This is a genomic window from Micromonospora sp. DT47 (genome assembly GCF_049844475.1).
Taxonomy (GTDB): Bacteria; Actinomycetota; Actinomycetes; order Mycobacteriales; family Micromonosporaceae; genus Micromonospora.
The window spans coordinates 75,304-89,120 of record NZ_JBNCLC010000001.1 but is presented as its reverse complement, the minus strand read 5'-3'; the positions used below and the strand labels follow the sequence as shown (position 1 = coordinate 89,120).

Annotated in this window: 13 protein-coding genes; 9 read left to right on the top strand and 4 right to left on the bottom strand. The window is 73.1% G+C overall.

Features of this window, described 5'->3' with window-relative positions; all coding sequences use genetic code 11:
* Positions 1-37 precede the first annotated feature (37 nt).
* The 4 genes from ACLQ2U_RS00460 to ACLQ2U_RS00445 all read right to left on the bottom strand — a co-directional run bounded on the left by ACLQ2U_RS00460 (position 38) and on the right by ACLQ2U_RS00445 (position 4,939).
* Positions 38-1,024, bottom strand: a complete 987-nt coding sequence (locus ACLQ2U_RS00460) for an aldo/keto reductase (RefSeq protein ID WP_425748463.1) — start codon at positions 1,022-1,024, stop codon at positions 38-40.
* Between the two features lie 59 nt (positions 1,025-1,083).
* Positions 1,084-2,166 carry a septation protein SepH gene (gene sepH, locus ACLQ2U_RS00455; protein ID WP_425748461.1) on the bottom strand — a complete coding sequence of 361 codons (1,083 nt, stop codon included), beginning with the start codon at positions 2,164-2,166 and terminating at the stop codon, positions 1,084-1,086.
* A gap of 187 nt (positions 2,167-2,353) precedes the next feature.
* Complete coding sequence (serC, locus tag ACLQ2U_RS00450) at positions 2,354-3,481, bottom strand: phosphoserine transaminase (protein WP_425748459.1); 1,128 nt, start codon at positions 3,479-3,481, stop codon at positions 2,354-2,356.
* 351 nt (positions 3,482-3,832) lie between these two features.
* Complete coding sequence (locus ACLQ2U_RS00445; RefSeq protein WP_425748458.1) at positions 3,833-4,939, bottom strand: citrate synthase 2; 1,107 nt, start codon at positions 4,937-4,939, stop codon at positions 3,833-3,835.
* Between the two features lie 245 nt (positions 4,940-5,184).
* Between ACLQ2U_RS00445 and pdxH the strand changes: the two genes are divergently transcribed.
* The 9 genes from pdxH (at position 5,185) to ACLQ2U_RS00400 (ending at position 13,817) form a co-directional block, all read left to right on the top strand.
* Positions 5,185-5,841, top strand: coding sequence for a pyridoxamine 5'-phosphate oxidase (gene pdxH, locus ACLQ2U_RS00440; RefSeq protein ID WP_425748456.1), 657 nt, complete (start codon positions 5,185-5,187; stop codon positions 5,839-5,841).
* Positions 5,838-7,133: an MFS transporter gene (locus tag ACLQ2U_RS00435; RefSeq protein WP_425748454.1), complete on the top strand. Its 1,296-nt coding sequence runs from the start codon at positions 5,838-5,840 to the stop codon at positions 7,131-7,133. The genes pdxH and ACLQ2U_RS00435 overlap by 4 nt, the downstream gene beginning before the upstream one ends.
* A 45-nt stretch (positions 7,134-7,178) precedes the next feature.
* Complete coding sequence (locus ACLQ2U_RS00430; RefSeq protein WP_425748452.1) at positions 7,179-8,108, top strand: aldose 1-epimerase family protein; 930 nt, start codon at positions 7,179-7,181, stop codon at positions 8,106-8,108.
* Between the two features lie 12 nt (positions 8,109-8,120).
* Positions 8,121-8,723 carry a nitroreductase family protein gene (locus tag ACLQ2U_RS00425; RefSeq protein ID WP_425748450.1) on the top strand — a complete coding sequence of 201 codons (603 nt, stop codon included), beginning with the start codon at positions 8,121-8,123 and terminating at the stop codon, positions 8,721-8,723.
* Positions 8,724-8,902: 179 nt separating this feature from the next.
* Positions 8,903-9,208: a type II toxin-antitoxin system VapB family antitoxin gene (locus ACLQ2U_RS00420; RefSeq protein WP_425748448.1), complete on the top strand. Its 306-nt coding sequence runs from the start codon at positions 8,903-8,905 to the stop codon at positions 9,206-9,208.
* A 32-nt stretch (positions 9,209-9,240) separates the two neighbouring features.
* Positions 9,241-10,401 (top strand): acyl-CoA dehydrogenase family protein, encoded by a 1,161-nt coding sequence (locus tag ACLQ2U_RS00415; protein WP_425748446.1) that lies wholly within the window; start codon positions 9,241-9,243, stop codon positions 10,399-10,401.
* A gap of 98 nt (positions 10,402-10,499) precedes the next feature.
* Complete coding sequence (locus ACLQ2U_RS00410; protein WP_425748444.1) at positions 10,500-11,255, top strand: DUF4230 domain-containing protein; 756 nt, start codon at positions 10,500-10,502, stop codon at positions 11,253-11,255.
* Positions 11,256-11,544: 289 nt separating this feature from the next.
* Positions 11,545-12,915 carry an L-serine ammonia-lyase gene (locus tag ACLQ2U_RS00405; RefSeq protein WP_425748442.1) on the top strand — a complete coding sequence of 457 codons (1,371 nt, stop codon included), beginning with the start codon at positions 11,545-11,547 and terminating at the stop codon, positions 12,913-12,915.
* 74 nt (positions 12,916-12,989) lie between these two features.
* Positions 12,990-13,817 (top strand): ABC transporter permease, encoded by an 828-nt coding sequence (locus tag ACLQ2U_RS00400; RefSeq protein ID WP_425748440.1) that lies wholly within the window; start codon positions 12,990-12,992, stop codon positions 13,815-13,817.

Here is a 13,817-nt window from a genome sequence, read left to right as displayed (position 1 = left end):
AGATCGGCGGGGTGGGGGGTGGGGGGTGGGGGGTGGGTTACCAGGCCCAGGCTTCGGGGCCGGGGCCGCCGTTGCCGATCGGGGGGAAGAGTTCGTCGAGGCGCTTCTCTGTTGCCTCGTCGATGTCTACGGTCAGCGCGCCGAGGGTGCGGTCGAGCTGGTCGATGGTGCGCGGGCCGATGATCGGGGCGGTCACCCCGGGCCGGGCGAGCAGCCAGCCGAGCGCCACGTCCGCCGGGTCGTGGCCGAGGTCCGCGCAGAGCTTCTCGTACGCCTCGACGGTGGGCCGGTGCTCGGCCAGCGCGTCGGCGGCACGGCCGCTGGTGCCGCGCGCCGCGCCGCCCTCGGCCATCTTCCGGATGACGCCGCTGAGCAGGCCGCCGTGCAGCGGCGACCACGGGATCACGCCCAGCCCGTAGTGCTGCGCGGCCGGGATCACCTCCAGCTCGACGTGCCGGGTGAGCAGGTTGTAGATCGACTGCTCGGCGACCAGGCCGAGGAAGTTGCGCTTGCCGGCCGCGGCCTGCGCCTGGGCGATGTGCCAACCGGCGAAGTTGGACGACCCGACGTAGATGACCTTGCCCTGGGCGACCAGGGTTTCCATCGCCTGCCAGATCTCCTCCCACGGGGTGGTCCGGGAGACGTGGTGCATCTGGTAGAGGTCGATGACGTCGGTCTGGAGCCGGCGCAGCGAGTCCTCACAGGCCCGGATGATGTGCCGGGCGGAGAGGCCCTGCTCGTTGGGCCAGTCGCCCATCTTCCCGTACACCTTGGTGGCGAGGACGACCTTGTCGCGCCGCCCGCCGCCCTGGGCGAACCAGCGGCCGATGATCTGCTCGGTGATCCCCTCGCCGGTCTGCCAGCCGTAGACGTTGGCGGTGTCGAAGAAGTTGATCCCGTGTTCCAGCGCCCGGTCCATGATGGCGAAACTGTCCGGCTCGCTGGTCTGCGGCCCGAAGTTCATCGTGCCGAGGCAGAGCCGGCTCACCGAGAGACCGGTGCGTCCCAGATTCGTGTATTCCATGGGTCCACCCTGGCACGCGGGCACTTAGCGTGCCTCGCGATGCCAGGGCGCCCGATGGATCAGGAGGACTCGCGGGCCGCCGGGCCGGTGCCGAAGAGAACGTCGTCCCAGCTGGGCAGCCGCTTGCGCGGCTTGCCGGCGGCGTCGGTCGACTCACCGCCGGCGGCGGCCGCCGAAGTGCCCGTCCGGCGCGGCCGGAGCACGGCCAGCGAGGGTACGGCCGGGACCTCCTTCGGCGCGTCCGAGTCGTCGTCGAACGCCGACCCCTGGCCGCCGCCGAGCAGCGCCGCCGCGCCACCGCCGACCGCCCGCTGCCGGGGAGCCTCCTGACCGGCCAGCGCGGCCGGGGAACGCGGGTCGAGCCCGCGCCCGGAGGTGCCACCGATCGGCCGGTCCAGCGACGCGAGCAGGGCGTCCCGCCCGGCCCGGATCGGGTCCCGACCCGGACGGCTGTGCTCGCCGGCCGCCGGCAGGCCGTGCCCGCCCCGGCTCGGCTCGCCGCGCGACGGGCCGGGCAGCGCGTGGCCACCCCGCTCCGGCGCCGGCTCCTGGCCGAGGATCGGCGTGGGCCGCTCGGCGCAGAGGTATTGCGCCATGTCGTCGTGCGGGGTGACGTTCTGCCGGAGCTTGTCGAGATCCCAGACCGCCTGTGCGGTGGCCTTGCCGGACGGCCAGGTGGCGATGATCCGCCAGGCGCCGTCGTCGCGCCGGTAGGCGTCCCAGGAGATCTTCTCGGTGTCGATCCCGTGCTGGGCCAGCCGGCCGTTGACCACCTCGGCGAGCGGGGTGGGCTTCTCGGCGCCCTTGAGCCGGGTGCGTCGGGCGTGCTGGGCGAGCATGGCCCGCTCCTGGAGCACCGGGCCGGCGTAGCGCAGCACGCGGTCGACCGGCACGCCGGCGATCCGGGCTACCTCCTCGGCGGACTCGCCGGAGCGGATCCGGGCCTGGATGTCCCGTGGGGACAGTGACGGCGTCGGGTCGGCCGCGGTGGGCACCACCGCGAGCGGCGTCGCGCCGGGCTCGGCGTGCAGCGCCGTGGCGATGCGTCCGTCGATGGGGAGGGCGAGCAGGCGCCCGACCTCGTCGGCGAGCACCAGAGCCTGGCCGTCCTCGGAGAGGGCGACGAAGCGTACTGGGCGCATGGCGTAGCCTCCGTCCCGCTTCGCTGGCCGTCACGCCACGAGCCGGCCACCCGGGCGTCTCGGACCACCGTACGCTTCTCTTCCCCGAGGTGGGGGATGCGACACCCGCGCGTCGCGACTGAGCTGCGGCGATGATCACGGTGGGTGGCCACCAGGGCCTCCGTGGCCACCCACCGTGACGGGTCTGCTAGAGCCGCTCGACCACGTAGTCGATGGAGGCGGTCAGCGCCTCCACGTCCGCCGGCTCCACCGCCGGGAAGAGCGCCACCCGGAGTTGGTTGCGCCCCAACTTCCGGTACGGCTCGGTGTCCACGATGCCGTTGGCGCGCAGCGCCTTGGCGACCGCGGAGGCGTCCACCTCGTCGGCGAAGTCGATGGTGGCGACCACGTTGGAGCGCAGCGCCGGGTCGGTGACGAACGGTGTGGCCACGTCGGAGCGCTCGGCCCAGCCGTACACGATGCCGGCGCTCTCGGCGGTGCGCTTGGCCGCCCAGGCCAGGCCGCCCTGCGAGTTCATCCAGTCGGTCTGCTCGGCGGCCAGGAAGATGGTGGCCAGCGCCGGGGTGTTGTAGGTCTGCTCCAGCCGCGAGTTGTCGATCGCGGTGACCAGGTCCAGGAAGGCCGGGATGTAGCGGCCCGAACCCTTGATCTCGGTGGCCCGCTCCAGCGCGGCCGGGGACATCAGCGCCAGCCAGAGGCCGCCGTCGGAGCCGAAGCACTTCTGCGGGGCGAAGTAGTAGACGTCGGTCTCGCCGACGTTCACGTCCAGGCCGCCCGCGCCCGAGGTGGCGTCAACCAGCAGCAGCGAGCCCGGGTCCGCGCCGGCCACCCGGCTGATCGGCACGGCCACGCCGGTGGAGGTCTCGTTGTGCGGGGTGGCGTAGACGTCCACCCCGGCCTCGGCGACCAGCGTCGGCGCGCTGCCCGGCTCAGACCTGCGGACGGTCGGCTCGCCCAGGAACGGCGCGTCCTTGACCGACTTGGCGAACTTGGCGCCGAATTCGCCGAAGCTGGCGAACTGTGCCCGGTCGCGAACCAGCCCGAAGGTGGCCACCTCCCAGAACGCGGTGGTGCCGCCGTTGCCGATGATCACCTCGTAGCCCTCGGGGAGGGAGAAGAACTCGGCGATGCCCCGGCGGAGCCGGGCGACCTCGTCGCGGACCGTCTTCTGCCGGTGTGAGGTGCCCAGGTAGCTGGTGGCCACCTCGGCAAGTGCGGAGACCGCCGCCGGACGGACCTTGGACGGCCCGCAGCCGAACCGCCCGTCGGCGGGCTTGATGTCGTCGGGAATCCGGATGGTCGGTGCGTCAGCCACGGTTGTCGAGATCCTTCCGCATGGGCTTAGGGCGGGCCCTTCAACGGCGCGGACCGACGGCGGACGCGTGCGCGGGGCGCACGGGCGGCCGGGTTCCGAGCCCGGTCCGGCGGCACTGCCGAGCCTCCATCCTCGCACCCTGTCCCGCCGGCCGACCCGCCAGTCCCACCCTGGCTGGTGAGGCGTGCCCCACACGCCGGGTCCGGTTGCCCGGGGAGGGCACGCTGGGACCGGTTGTCGACCACGGGGGAGGCGCGGTGGGGACGGAGCGCTGGCGCAGGGGGTCCTGAGCGCCCGGGCTGGCATGCCGAGGGCCCCGACCGGTCGGTCGGGGCCCTCGGCGTACGCGGATCAGACGCCGTGCGGGATGGCGTCCCAGCCCTCGACCTCCTGCGGCTTCCGGCTGCTCGGCCCGACGTAGCGGGCGGACGGGCGGACCAGCCGCTGGAGCTTCTTCTGCTCCAGGATGTGCGCGCTCCAGCCGCCCATCCGGGCGCAGGTGAACATCGAGGTGAACATGTGCGCCGGCACCTCGGCGAAGTCCAGCACCACGGCCGACCAGAACTCGACGTTGGTGGCGAGCACCCGGTCGGGGCGGCGGGCCTTGAGCTCGGCCAGCGCGGCCTTCTCCAGCGCCTCGGCGATCTCGAAGCGCGGCGCGCCGAGTTCCTTGGCGGTGCGGCGGAGCACCCGGGCGCGCGGGTCCTCGGCCCGGTAGACCCGGTGGCCGAAGCCCATCAGCCGCTCGCCGCGGTCGAGGACGCCCTTGACGTACCCCTCGGCGTCGCCGCTGCGTTCGACGGCCTCCAGCATGCTGAGCACCCGGGAGGGGGCGCCGCCGTGCAGCGGGCCGGAGAGCGCGCCGATGCCGGAGGAGATGCAGGCCGCGGCGTCGGCGCCGGTGGAGGCGACGATCCGGGTGGTGAAGGTGGAGGCGTTCAGGCCGTGCTCAGCGGCCGAGATGAAGTACGCGTCGACGGCCTTGACGTGCCGCGGGTCCGGCTCGCCGCGCCAGCGCTTCATGAAGCGCTCGACGATCGTCTCCGCCTTGTCGATCTCCTTCTGCGGCACGGCCGGCAGGCCCAGGCCGCGGGCGGACTGGGCGACGAAGGAGAGCGCGGTGACGGAGACCCGGGCCAGGTCCTCGCGGGCCTGCTCGTCGGAGATGTCCAGCAGCTGGTCGAGCCCCCAGTACGGGGCCAGCATGGCCACCGCGGACTGCACGTCGACCCGGATGTCGCCGGAGTGCACCGGGACCGGGAACGGCTCGGCCGGCGGCAGGCCCGGTCCGAAGCGGCCGTCGACCAGCAGCGCCCACACGTTGCCGAAGGAGACCTGACCGATCAGATCCTCGATGTCCACGCCGCGATAGCGCAGCGCGCCACCCTCGCGGTCGGGTTCGGCGATCTCGGTCTCGAAGGCTACGACGCCCTCCAGGCCCGGTTTGAAGTCCGACATGTCGTCTCCTGGCTTCCGGCTCGGTGCGCCCGCGGGGGCTCATCCGGCCCGGTACCTTAGGCGACCCTCAGGGATGTGTTCGTGACATCTTGCCTGCTGGGCAACCGAGTGCGCGACCCGCTGCGACTGTGCCGCACGCGACATCCCCGCCAGTGGACGCCGTCACGTCCTCGGCGAGACTGGGCGGTGGGGGCTGGCCAGCGTCGGGGGACGCGGAAGCCCCGACGAGGGGGAGAGCGACTGTGATGGGCGACACACCGGCTCCGGCGGTCATGCGTAACGAGTACGCCGCCGACCAGGGCCTTTCCGAGGCGGATCTGGCGGCGGACTGGTACACCCAGTTCGATCGCTGGTTCGCCGACGCGGTGGCCGGCGGCCTGCCCGAGCCGAACGCGATGATCGTCGGCACCGCCGACGCCGCCGGCCACCCGAGCGGCCGCACCGTGCTGCTCAAGGGGTACGACCCGGACGGCTTCGTCTTCTACACCAACCACGGATCGCGCAAGGGCACCGAGGCGCTGGCCAACCCGTACGCCAGCCTGGTCTTCCCGTGGTTCCCCGTGCAGCGGCAGGTGGTGGTCGCCGGCCGGGTGGAGCAGGTCGCGCGGGCGGAGACCGAGGCGTACTTCGCCAGCCGGCCGCGCGGCTCCCAACTCGGCGCCTGGGCCAGCACCCAGTCCCGGGTGATCCCCGGCCGGGCCGCGCTGGACGAGGCGTACCGGGCGGTCGCGGAGCGCTTCGCCGACGTCGCGCAGATCCCCGCGCCGCCGCACTGGGGCGGATTCCGGGTCCGCCCCGAGTCGGTGGAGTTCTGGCAGGGCCGGGCCAGCCGGCTGCACGACCGGCTGCGCTTCCGCCGTACCGACGGCGGCGCCTGGACCGTGGAGCGGTTGGCCCCGTGACCGCCGTCAAGGAGACCCGGCCGCGCGGGGCGCGCCGCTGGGCGATCGACCTGCGCCCGCTGGCCGTGCCGGCCTACCGGCGGATGTGGCTCGGCAACACGGTGGCCATGTTCGGGTTTCAATTTACCGCCGTCGCGGTGCCGGTGGAGATGTACGCGCTGACCGAGGACTCGTTCTGGGTCGGGCTGCTCGGCGTCGCGGGCTTCGTACCCCTGTTGGTCTTCGGGCTCTGGGGCGGCGCGGTGGCCGACGCCCGCGACCGGCGGCGGGTGCTGCTCGCCGGTTCGGCGCTGCTGTGGGTCTCGATGCTCGGCCTCCTGGGGCACGCGCTGCTCGACCGGGGCAGCCCGGTGGTGCTGCTGGCCCTGGTGACGGTGCACTCGATCGCGTTCGCGATCAGCTCGCCGGCCCGCACCGCGACCCTGCCCCGGCTGTTGCCGCCGGAGCTGGTCCCGGCCGGAAGCACGCTGAACTACACCACCTTCACCGCCGCGTCGGTGGTCGGGCCGCTGGCCGCCGGTCTGATCTTCGCGACCTTCGGCACCGGGCCGGGACTGCCGATCGCCTACGCGCTGGACGCGCTGCTCTTCACCGGGTTGGTGGTGGCCACCGTGCGGCTGCCCGCGATGCCCCCGGAGCCGCCCGCCGAGGGCGAGGTACGCCGGGGCGGGCTCGCCGGCATCGTCGACGGGTTCCGCTACCTCGCCGCCACGCCGGTGCTGCTGTCGTCGTTCGCCATCGACCTGATCGCGATGATCCTGGCCATGCCGCGCGCGCTCTTCCCGGAGGTCGCCGAGAGCCGGTTCGGCGGGGGCGCGGCGGTGGGCTGGCTCTACAGCGCCATCGCGATCGGCGCCATGCTGGGTGGCCTCACCTCCGGCTGGATCGGCCGGATGCGTCGGCAGGGCCTGGCCCTGGTGGTGGCGGTGGTCGGCTGGGGGCTGGCGATCGCCGCCGCCGGGCTGGCCCGCCAGCTCTGGCTGATGGTCACCCTGCTCGCCGTCGCCGGGGCCGCCGACCTGGTCAGCGCCGTACTGCGGCAGTCGATGCTGCTGGTGTACGCGCCCGACCGGATGCGCGGCCGGCTCCAGGGGGTGAACACCGTGGTGGTCGCCGGCGGGCCGCGCCTGGGTGACCTGCGGGCCGGCGGGGTGGCGGCCGGCTTCGGCACGGGCGTCGCCTGGGTGGGCGGCGGCCTGGTCTCCGCCGCCCTGGCCGTGCTGCTGGTGGCGGTCTTTCCGGCGCTGCTCCGCTACCGGGCCGCGAGCGCCGCGGAGGAGCGGCGGGGCTGAGCCGGGTCCGGCGCGGGCCTCGGGGGACCGACTAAGGTCGCCGGCATGGACAACCGCGCACCGCGCCCCGCGTCCGGGACACAGTGGACGATTTCCGCCGACGGACACGAGGCCGTCGTCGTGGAGGTGGGCGGTGGGCTGCGGTCGTACCGGCACGACGGGGTGGACTACGTCGACGGGTACGAGGCGGACGAGATCTGCCCCGGCTCCGCCGGGCAGGTGCTGGCACCCTGGCCGAACCGGATCCGGGACGGCGCGTACACCTTCGGCGAGCGCTCGTTGCAGCTCACGCTGACCGATCCGACCCGGAACAACGCGATGCACGGCCTGGTCAACTGGGTGCGGTGGGACCTGGTCGAGCAGTCCGCCGACGCGGTCACGGTCGGGTACGACCTGCCGGCCACCCTGGGCTACCCGTGGCCGCTGCGGCTGCGTACCCGGTGGAGCGTCGGGGCGGACGGCCTGCGGGTCGAGCACGAGGCGACGAACGTCGGCGCCGAGGCTGCCCCGTACGGCTTCTCGGCGCATCCCTACCTCCGGCTGCCCGGGGTGCCGGTGGGCGAGGTGTCGCTGCGGGTCCCGGGCCGGAACCGGCTGCTGCTGGACGGCCGGCTGCTGCCAATCGGCGGCACCGCGGTGGCCGGCACCGAGTACGACTTCACCGAGCCCCGCCCGATCGGCGACGCGGTGCTCGACGTGACCTTCGGTGACGTGGCGCGGGACGCCGACGGCGGCTCGGCGGTGACCCTGGCCGCCCTTGACGGCTCCGCCGCGCTGCGGGTCTGGGCGGACCGGGAGTTCGGCTGGTGGCAGGTCTTCACCGGGGACACGCTGACCGGGGAGCGGCACCGCCGGTCGGTGGCGGTCGAGCCGATGACCTGCCCGCCGGACGCGTTCCGGTCCGGCAAGGACGTGATCACGCTGGAGCCGGGGGTGACCTGGCGGGGAACGTGGGGTCTCCGGCCCGGGACCTGACCGGGGGTCGGCATGGAGTTCCGCGAGGTCGTCCGGCGGCGCCGGATGGTGCGCAACTACGACCCGGACCGCCCGGTCCCGCCCGACGTGGTGGACCGGCTGCTCGACCACGCCGTCCGGGCGCCCTCGGCCGGGTTCGCCCAGGGCTGGGGTTTCCTGGTGCTGGAGGAGCCGGAGGACCGGGAGCGGTTCTGGGCCGCGACCACCCCGGGCGGCGGCGGGCGGGAGCGCTGGCTGGCCGGCATGCGTCGGGCGCCGGTGATCGTGGTGCCGCACGCCAACCGGGCCGCCTACCTGGAGCGGTACGCCGAGCCGGACAAGGGCTGGGCGGACCGCTCGACCGAGCGCTGGCCGGTGCCGTACTGGTTCGTCGACACCGGGTTCGCCGCGCTGCTGATGCTGCTCACCGCAGTGGACGAGGGGCTGGGGGCGTGCTTCTTCGGCATCCCGCCGCAGCGGCTGGACGCGTACCGGGAGGCGTTCGGGGTGCCCGGGGAGTACCAGCCGATCGGCGCGGTGACGGTCGGTTACCGAGTACCCGACCATCGGTCACCGTCGCTGCGCCGAGGGCGCCGACCGGTCGGTGAGGTGGTCCGGCGCGGCCGGTGGAGTTGAGGGCGGTTCGTAGGGTCCCGGGTAGGTACCAGCGGTGGCGAAACCGACATGAGGGAGTAAAACGCGGTGTGGCGGGGGCGGTTAGGCTGGCACGGTCATCGGCGCCGCACCGCGCGGCGCCACGGCGTGACCCGGCTCCACGCCGTCGGTCGGCCCGGACGCGGGGAGGGGAGCGTGCCGTGATCTTCAGAGCGGTCCGGGACGGGCGTCCCTACCCGGAGCACAGCTACACGCTCAAGCAGTGGGCGGAGATCCCGCCGCGTCCGCTGCGGCTGGACCAGCTCATCACCACCAAGCGGGAGTTGGCGCTGGACAAGCTCCTCGCCGAGGACTCGACCTTCTACGGCGACCTCTTCCCGCACGTGGTGCAGTGGAACGGCGGTCTCTACCTGGAGGACGGCCTGCACCGCGCGCTGCGCGCGGCGCTGCAGCAGCGCAACCAGATCCACGCCCGGGTGCTGGTGCTCGGCGGTCACGCCGAGTGACGCCCGCCTGAAGAGTCGTTAAGGTGGCCACCATGAGCCCTCTCGACCTGCTGGACATCGACGCGTCGCTCGGCGAGGAGGAGCGGCAGATCCGCGCCGTCGTGCGCCAGCTCGTCGACGACCGGGTACGCCCGCACGTCGCCGGCTGGTACGAGGACGGCCAGGTGCCGGCCCGGGAGCTGGCCCGCGAGTTCGGCAAGCTCGGCCTGCTCGGCATGCACCTGACCGGGTACGGCTGCGCCGGTGCCTCCGCCGTCGCGTACGGCCTGGCCTGCCTGGAGTTGGAGGCCGGCGACTCCGGCGTCCGGTCGCTCGTCTCGGTGCAGGGCTCGCTGGCCATGTACGCCATCTGGCGCTTCGGCAGCGAGGAGCAGAAGCAGCGCTGGTTGCCGGCGATGGCGGCCGGCGAGGCGATCGGCAGCTTCGGGTTGACCGAGCCGGACCACGGCTCCGACCCGGCGTCGATGGCCACCCGGGCCCGCCGCGACGGCGACGACTGGATCCTCAACGGCGCCAAGATGTGGATCACCAACGCGCCGATCGCCGACGTCGCGGTGATCTGGGCCCGCACCGACGAGGGGGTGCGCGGTTTCGCCGTACCCATGGACACGCCCGGGGTGACGGCGCGGGAGATCCGGCGCAAGATGTCGCTGCGCGCCTCGCTGACCGGCGAGATCGCCCTCGACGACGTCCGGCTCCCGGCGGACGCCCAACTGCCCGGGGCGGTCGGGTTGAAGGCCCCGCTGAGCTGCCTGACCGAGGCCCGGCACGGCATCGTCTGGGGCGCGCTCGGCGCGGCCCGCGACTGCCTGGAGACCGCCCTGGGGTACGCCACCACCCGGACCCAGTTCGGCCGGCCGCTGGCCGGCTTCCAGCTCACCCAGGCCAAGCTCGCCGACATGGCGGTCGAGTGGAACAAGGGGCTGCTGCTCGCGCTGCACCTGGGCCGGCTCGCCGACGCCGGCAAGCTGCGCCCCGAGCAGGTCAGCGTGGGCAAGCTGAACAACGTCCGGGAGGCCCTCGCCATCGCCCGGCAGTGCCGGACCATCCTCGGCGCCAACGGGGTCTCCGGCGAGTACCCGGTCATGCGGCACGCCAACAACCTGGAGAGCGTGCTCACCTACGAGGGCACCTCGGAGATCCACCAGCTGGTCATCGGGCAGAAACTGACCGGGATCTCCGCCTTCGCCTGAGCGGGCGTTCACCCGTTCGGGTCGCTCGCCGCGCGCGTGTCGCACCCGGCACGTAACGTCATCCGCAGACGACGTGTCTGACGAGGACGGTGAGGGCGATGGCCCGCGACGGTGACACCAACGAGCCCACCGGGCAGTTTCCGGACGACCCGTCCAGTGGCGACCGCCGGCCTGCCGGCGATGGGCCGGGTGCATTTCGGTGGGCGTCCTCCGGTGGGTCGACGCGCTCCCTTCTCCTGGTGCTGGGCGCGGCGGCGCTGGCCGTGGTGGTGCTGCTCGGGGCCCAGGCCACCGGGATCTTCCCCGACTTCCGCAGCCCGTTCGCCAAGGAGCAGACCGACCGCAGCCAGCCGCCGCTGCTCAAGTCGATCCGGGACCTCAGCCGGTACGTCGCCGCCGAGGGCAACTTCCAGGTGGTGGTCGACCTGCAGAACGACCGCAACAACGTGCCGGAGTTCCTGCTCAACCAGCGCACCCTCTTCGTGGGGGCGGGCAGCGTCGAGGCGTACGTCGACTTCACGAAGATCTCCGAGGGGGCGGTGGTCGAGTCCGCCGACGGGAAGTCGGTCGAGATCAAGCTACCGGCGCCGCAGCTCGGCAAGACCAACCTCGACCTGGAGAAGAGCTACGTCTTCGCCGAGCAGCGCGGCCTGCTCAACCGGCTGAGCGAGCTGGTGAACGGCGACCCCAACCGGCAGCAGCAGGTCTACCAGCTGGCCCAGGATCGGATCACCGCGGCGGCGCGGGACAGCGGGCTGACCCAGCGCGCCGAGGAGAACACCCGCAAGATGCTGGAGGGGCTGCTCCGGTCCCTCGGCTACCAGAAGGTCACCGTCACGTACACGGCCCCCTGACCCGGCCGGGGTCCCGCCCTGCCCCGAACGCCAACGCCCGCCCCGGCTCGCCGGGACGGGCGCTGCCATGTCCCCGCCGCCTCCGGCCCGGCGTGGGCGCGGGCGGCGGGGAAGCGGGCGGCCAGGTGCCGGGCGGGCTCGGGACGATGCGACCTGGTTGAGCTGGGCGGGTAGGCTCGCCGGTCGGTGCCGCCCACACCCGGGCGGTGCCCGACGACCGCCCCGACCGGGGGTGGTCGCGACCCGGGCCGGACCCCGCACCACGGGACGTCGGCGAGGAAGTGCAGCCATGATCAGTGTTTTCGACCTATTCAGCGTCGGCATCGGGCCGTCCAGCTCGCACACCGTGGGCCCGATGCGGGCCGCCCGGACGTTCGTCGCCGGGTTGAAGGCCGACGGGCTGCTCACCAACGTCGCCCGGGTCCAGGCCGAGCTCTTCGGGTCGCTGGGCGCCACCGGGCGCGGGCACGGCAGCGACCGGGCCGTGCTGCTCGGGCTGGAGGGTGAGGCCCCGGAGGCGGTCGACACCGACATCGTGGGACCCCGGGTCGCCGCGATCCGCGCCGACCGGCGGCTGAGCCTGCTCGGCACCCAGGAGATCGACTTCGACCCGGACCGGGACCTGGTGCTGCACCGCCGCCGCTCGCTGCCGTACCACCCGAACGGGATGACCTTCGCCGCGTACGACGGGACCGGCGCGCAGGTGCGCGCCCGTACCTACTACTCGGTGGGTGGCGGCTTCGTGGTGGACGAGGCGGCCGCCGGGGCGGACCGGATCAAGGCGGACACCACGCGGGTGCGGCACCCCTTCTACACCGGCGGCGAACTGCTCGACGTCACCGCCGCCACCGGGCTGTCGATCAGCGAGGTAATGCTGGCCAACGAGCGTTCCTGGCGCAGCGAGGCCGACGTCCGGGCCGGCCTGCTGGAGATCTGGCGGGTGATGCGAGAGTGCGTCGAGCGGGGCTGCGAGCGCGACGGCGTGCTGCCCGGCGGGCTGAAGGTCCGCCGCCGCGCGGCCGAGCTGCGGCGTGGCCTCGAGGCGGAAACCGACTCCACCGACCCGCTGCGCGTGATGGACTGGGTGACCCTCTTCGCCCTCGCGGTCAACGAGGAGAACGCGGCCGGCGGCCGGGTGGTCACCGCCCCGACCAACGGCGCGGCCGGGATCATCCCGGCGGTGCTGCACTACTACACCCGGTTCGTGCCGGGCGCCAGCGAGGACGGCGTGGTGCGGTTCCTGCTGACCGCCGGCGCGATCGGCGTGCTGTTCAAGGAGAACGCCTCGATCTCCGGGGCCGAGGTCGGCTGCCAGGGCGAGGTCGGCTCGGCCTGCTCGATGGCGGCCGCTGGGCTGGCCGAGGCGCTCGGCGGTACCCCGGCGCAGGTGGAGAACGCCGCCGAGATCGGCATGGAGCACAACCTCGGGCTGACCTGCGACCCGGTCGGGGGGCTGGTGCAGATCCCGTGCATCGAGCGGAACGCCGTGGCTAGCATCAAGGCGATCACGGCCGCCCGGCTGGCGCTGCGTGGCGACGGGGTGCACGCCGTCTCGCTGGACAAGGTCATCAAGACCATGCGGGAGACGGGCGCCGACATGAAGGTCAAGTACAAGGAGACGGCACGGGGCGGTCTGGCCGTCAATGTGATCGAATGCTGAGTTGGTCCTACTTGGGGCGTTCGAACACCGACTGCTAGCCTGTCGTCCAGTCTTCTCCAGGCGGGAGGCGGCGGGTGACCTCTGCGGTCGGAGCGTTGTGGTCGCACCGCAACTCGCTGCGGATCCTGGTCAAGCGTGACCTCGCCGTCAAGTACCAGCAGTCCGTCCTCGGCTATTTCTGGTCGCTGATCGAGCCGCTCGGGATGGGCGCGATCTACTTCTTCGTCTTCGGCGTGCTCTATTCCGGCGACACCAGCCGGCATCTCGGGCAGGCCGCCGAGTCGTACCCGCTCTTCCTGATCACCGGCATCTTCGCCTGGATGTGGACCAGCTCGGCGCTGAGCGAGGCGGCCAACGCGCTGACCGGGCAGTCCCGCCTGATCACCACGATGAACGTGCCCCGGCAGGTCTTCCCGATCGGCCGGGTCACCGGCCGGTTCGCCGAGTACGCCGCCGGCCTGCCGATCCTGCTCGCCATCGCCGCCGTCTACGCCGCGCACGGGAAGATCCACCTCGGTTGGTCGCTGCTCGCCCTGCCGCTCGCCGTGCTGGTGCAGGCGACCCTGCTGGTCGGCCTCTCCCTGCTGCTGTCCGCGATCAACGTGCTGATGCGCGACGTCGAACGGTTCATGCGGCTGATCGTCCGGGTGCTCTTCTACGCCACGCCGATCATCTACCCGCTGAGCCTGGTCCGGCAGTCCGGCATGCCGCGCTGGGTGAAGGTGGTGTACGAGCTCAACCCACTGGTCGGCATCTTCCAGCTCCAGCACGCCATCTGGTACCCCGACGAGTTCCCGGACGCCCGGCTGCTGCTCACCACCGTCGCCGGCAGCGTGCTCGTGCTGGCCGCCGGCTGGTGGGCCTTCCGCCGGCTGGAACCGGCCGTGCTGAAGGAACTCTGA